Annotated in this window: 4 protein-coding genes and 1 pseudogene; all 5 read right to left on the bottom strand. The window is 61.3% G+C overall.

Annotated elements, in window-relative coordinates; all coding sequences use genetic code 11:
- Nucleotides 1–119: 119 nt before the first annotated feature.
- Nucleotides 120–1,022 carry a dTDP-4-dehydrorhamnose reductase gene (rfbD, locus tag EN991_RS26090; protein WP_127369848.1) on the bottom strand — a complete coding sequence of 301 codons (903 nt, stop codon included), beginning with the start codon at nucleotides 1,020–1,022 and terminating at the stop codon, nucleotides 120–122.
- Nucleotides 1,019–2,089 carry a dTDP-glucose 4,6-dehydratase gene (rfbB, locus tag EN991_RS26085; RefSeq protein ID WP_024503667.1) on the bottom strand — a complete coding sequence of 357 codons (1,071 nt, stop codon included), beginning with the start codon at nucleotides 2,087–2,089 and terminating at the stop codon, nucleotides 1,019–1,021. The genes rfbD and rfbB overlap by 4 nt, the downstream gene beginning before the upstream one ends.
- Nucleotides 2,090–2,111: 22 nt before the next feature.
- The gene (gene rfbC / locus EN991_RS26080; protein WP_024503666.1) at nucleotides 2,112–2,666 is read right to left on the bottom strand and encodes a dTDP-4-dehydrorhamnose 3,5-epimerase; all 555 of its coding nucleotides are present in this window, start codon (nucleotides 2,664–2,666) and stop codon (nucleotides 2,112–2,114) included.
- Nucleotides 2,667–3,548: a glucose-1-phosphate thymidylyltransferase RfbA gene (rfbA, locus tag EN991_RS26075; RefSeq protein ID WP_013532727.1), complete on the bottom strand. Its 882-nt coding sequence runs from the start codon at nucleotides 3,546–3,548 to the stop codon at nucleotides 2,667–2,669.
- A gap of 143 nt (nucleotides 3,549–3,691) precedes the next feature.
- Nucleotides 3,692–4,056: pseudogene (locus tag EN991_RS26070) on the bottom strand (O-antigen ligase domain-containing protein); the annotation flags it as partial.

Below are 4,056 nucleotides of genomic sequence, written 5' to 3'. Positions count from 1 at the left end.
GCGATGCATGCCGAGCACCATGATGCAGGTGCGCCTGGCTGCTTTCGGCTTTGCCTTGCGTGCCTTCGGCTCGTCGACAGGAGCGGCATCGCGCGTGTTTTCCGCTGCAGGGTGCTTGTTCATGCCGTCAATGCCTGCTTCGTCTCACCGTCGAGAAGCCGGCGCACCACTGCCTCCGTCGATTGACGCCAGTCCGGTGCATTCCAGCCGAACACGTCGGCGAATTTCGCGCTCGATAGCCGGGAATTGGCGGGGCGGCGCGCCTTGGTTGGGTAGTCCATCGTAGCAATGTCCCGTACCCGCGCCCAGGGACCACCCAACACGCGGCTTGTGTCGAGGATATGGCGGGCAAAGCCGCTCCAGTTGGCCTCGCCGGTTCCGGCCAGATGATAGATGCCGGATGTGGCGGCGCCCTCGTGCAGCCGTGCCGCCGCATGCAGGATTGCGTCGGCGATATCAAGTGCCGATGTTGGATTTCCCCACTGATCGGCCACAACCGAAATCTCGTCGCGGTCGGCGGCCAGCCGCAGCATGGTTTTCACGAAATTCTTGCCGAACGGGCTGTAGACCCATGCCGTGCGCAGGATCAGATGGCGCGGATTGGCCGATGCAACCGCCTGTTCGCCGGCAAGCTTGGAGGCGCCATAGACGCTGCGCGGTGCAGTGGCGTCGGTCTCGACATAGGCGCCAGGGGCGGTGCCGTCGAAGACATAGTCGGTCGAAAGATGGATGATGGGAACGCCAAGCAGCGCCGCCGCTTGCGCCACCTTGCCGGCGCCGACGGCGTTCACCGCGAATGCCAGATCGGGCTCGTCCTCGGCCTGATCCACCGCCGTGTAGGCGGCAGCCGACACGACGATATCCGGCTTCGCGGCCGCGATGGCTTCGATCACCGTGTCGGGTCTTGCAAGGTCGAGTTGCGGACGGCCAATGGCGATGACCTCAACGCCGGCGGCCGCCTGGGCGGCCTCCAGGAGGCTTGCCGCGACTTGCCCGTCGCGTCCGGTGACAACCAGCCTCACGCCGCCCCCTTGCGTGCTTCGCCCAGCCGTTCACCGGCATAGCGCTGCTCGCGGATCGGTCCCCACCACCATTTGTTGTCGAGAAACCAGTCGACGGTCTTGGCAAGGCCGCTGTCGAAATTCTCATTGGGCGTCCAGCCCAGGTCCCGGCCTATCTTCGAGGCGTCAATGGCATAGCGGCGATCATGACCGGGGCGGTCGGTGACGAAGGAAATCAGGTCGCGATAGCTCTTGCCCCCTGCCCGCGGCCGCCTGCTGTCGAGGAGATCGCAGATCGTCTCGACGACGCCCAGGTTCGTCCGCTCGGAATTGCCGCCGACATTGTAGCTTTCGCCGGGCAGTCCCCTGGTCGCGACAAGTTCCAGCGCGCGTGCGTGATCCTCGACGAACAGCCAGTCGCGCACATTGGCGCCGGCGCCATAGACCGGCAGCGGCTTTTCGTCGAGCGCATTGAGGATGACCAGCGGGATCAGCTTTTCGGGAAAGTGATAGGGTCCGTAGTTGTTCGAGCAATTGGAAAGCACGACCGGCAGGCCATAGGTTTCGTGCCAAGCCCGCACCAGATGGTCCGAGGCCGCTTTCGAGGCGGAATAGGGCGAGGATGGCGCGTAGGGCGTTTCCTCGACGAACATGCCGCCATCGAAGGGAAGATCGCCGAACACCTCATCGGTCGAGACATGATGGAAGCGGAAATGGCTCTTCCTGTCCTCGGGCAGGCCGCGCCAGTACTCCAGCGCGGCATTGAGCATCTTGTAGGTGCCGACGATGTTGGTCTCGATAAAAGTGCCCGGCCCATCGATCGAGCGGTCGACATGGCTCTCGGCGGCAAGGTTCATGACGATGTCGATATCGTCGCGCCGGAGGATATCGAGCACGGCCCTTTCGTCGCAGATATCGGCCTGCGCGAAGCGATAATTGTGTGCGTTCTCGATCGGCCGCAGCGAGGCGAGGTTTCCCGCATAGGTCAGCTTGTCGAGATTGGTCACCCGATAGGCCGGGTTGGCGCATAGATGCCGGCACACCGCCGAACCGATAAAGCCAGCACCGCCCGTCACCAGAAAATTCATGCCGCTGTCCTCAAATAACCCATCAGGCGAACACCTCGGCGGCAGCCAGCAGCGGCGCCTTCAGGTCCTTGTCCGAGAGCTGGAACCCGCCGGTCAATGACGGCCATTCGATGCCGATGGCGGGATCGTCGAAACGGATCGACCGGTCATGCGCCTGCGAATAGGTGTCGGTCACCTTGTACAGGACCTCGGTGTCGGGCACGAGCGTCACGAAGCCGTGCGCGAAGCCTTTCGGCACCAGAATCTGGTTGCCCTTTTCGGCCGACACTTCGAGAGCGACCCATTTTCCGAAGGTTTTCGAACCGCGGCGAATGTCGACCGCGACATCGAGAATGCTGCCCCGGATGACGCGCAGCAGCTTGTCCTGGGCGCGCGGCGCAAGCTGATAGTGAAGCCCTCGCAAGACGCCCGCCGCGGCGGAATAGGAATGATTGTCCTGCACGAAAGCCAAGTCTATGCCGGCCTGCGAAAAGCGCTCGGCATTGTAGGTTTCGACGAAGAAGCCGCGCGCGTCGCCATGTCGCTTCGGAACGATTTCCAGAACGCCATCGATGCCAAGGGGCCTGACTTCCAGCACCTAGGCCTCCGACAGGTCGACGACACGCCGGCGCAGATAGGCGGCATATTCGTTCTTGCCCAGGTGATCGGCGCGACGCAGAACCTGGTCCACAGTCAGCCAACCCTGTTCAAAGGCGATCTCTTCGGGACAGGCGACCTTGATGCCCTGGCGGTGCTCGATGGTGCGCACGAAGGACGAGGCCTCATGCAGGCTGTCATGGGTGCCGGTGTCGAGCCAGGCATAGCCGCGCCCCAACCGATGCACATGCAACTGGCCGCGCTCGAGGTAGACGTTGTTGACCGCCGTGATCTCGAGCTCACCGCGCGCCGAGGGACGGATGGCAGGGGCGATGTCGACGACATCGTTGTCATAGAAGTAGAGACCGGTGACCGCCCAGTTGGATTTCGGCACCTGCGGCTTTTCCTCGATCGTCAGCGCCGTTCCCGTGGCCTTGTCGAAGGAAACCACGCCATAACGCTGGGGATCCTCGACATGATAGGCGAACACCGAAGCGCCCTTTTCGCGCGAGGCAGCGTCGCGGCAAAGCTGCGACAGCCCATCGCCGAAATAGATGTTGTCGCCGAGGATCATCGACACGTTGTCCTTGCCGATAAAATTGCGGCCGATGATGAACGCTTCCGCCAGCCCGTTGGGCTGCGGCTGCTCGGCATAGGACAGGTCGAGCCCGAACTCCGATCCATCGCCAAGCAGATCGCGAAAAACCGGCAGGTCACGCGGCGTCGAAATGATCAGAATCTCTCGGATACCCGCGAGCATCAGAACGCTCAGCGGATAATAGATCATCGGCTTGTCGTATATCGGCAGAATTTGCTTAGAGACTGCTAATGTTAGTGGATAAAGACGCGTTCCACTGCCTCCAGCAAGGATAATTCCTTTCAAGAAGCTCTCCTTGACATGCCTGAACCCCCCGGCCCTAGCCGCCCGTGCTTAGGTTCCATGCACTGGCTTGTCAATCTCGGCGTTCGTCAAATGACTGGGTCACGATCCGGCGCCAATCCATGGCCAATTCAGGCGACGCATTGCTATCGTCTTGCCAAAGCCGGCCTGACGGGAACAAGCAGATTGTCATCATGGGCGGCGGTCGACTCGCCTCTCTGGCTCAGCCGCTCAGCAAGTCCCTTGTGAAAGATAACGCCATTCATATAGGCGAAGGTCATCGCCAGTGCCGCCGTTCGCAAGGGATAATCGACCAGAGAATGAACGAGCAGAAACGATACTGAGAGAAACGCCATTTTCTGCAGCGGATCTCGCCGTGCCGTAACGGAAAACGCAAAAAGCAATATCGCGTAAGCTGCGACCAGAAAGACAACAGGAGCGCCACCTTCAAGTGCCAATTCTAGATAATCATTGTGGGCGTGATTGACGTAGGGCTTGAAGATCATCCTGT

Origin of the sequence: Mesorhizobium sp. M7A.F.Ca.US.005.03.2.1 (assembly GCF_003997795.1) — a bacterium.
GTDB classification, from domain to species: domain Bacteria; phylum Pseudomonadota; class Alphaproteobacteria; order Rhizobiales; family Rhizobiaceae; genus Mesorhizobium; species Mesorhizobium ciceri.
This window is presented reverse-complemented; position numbering and strand designations above follow the sequence as displayed.

Coding starts and splice junctions, on each gene's coding strand:
- rfbB (WP_024503667.1), bottom strand. CDS start 2,089: ATGAATTTTCTGGTGACGGGCGGTGCTGGCTTTATCGGTTCGGCGGTG.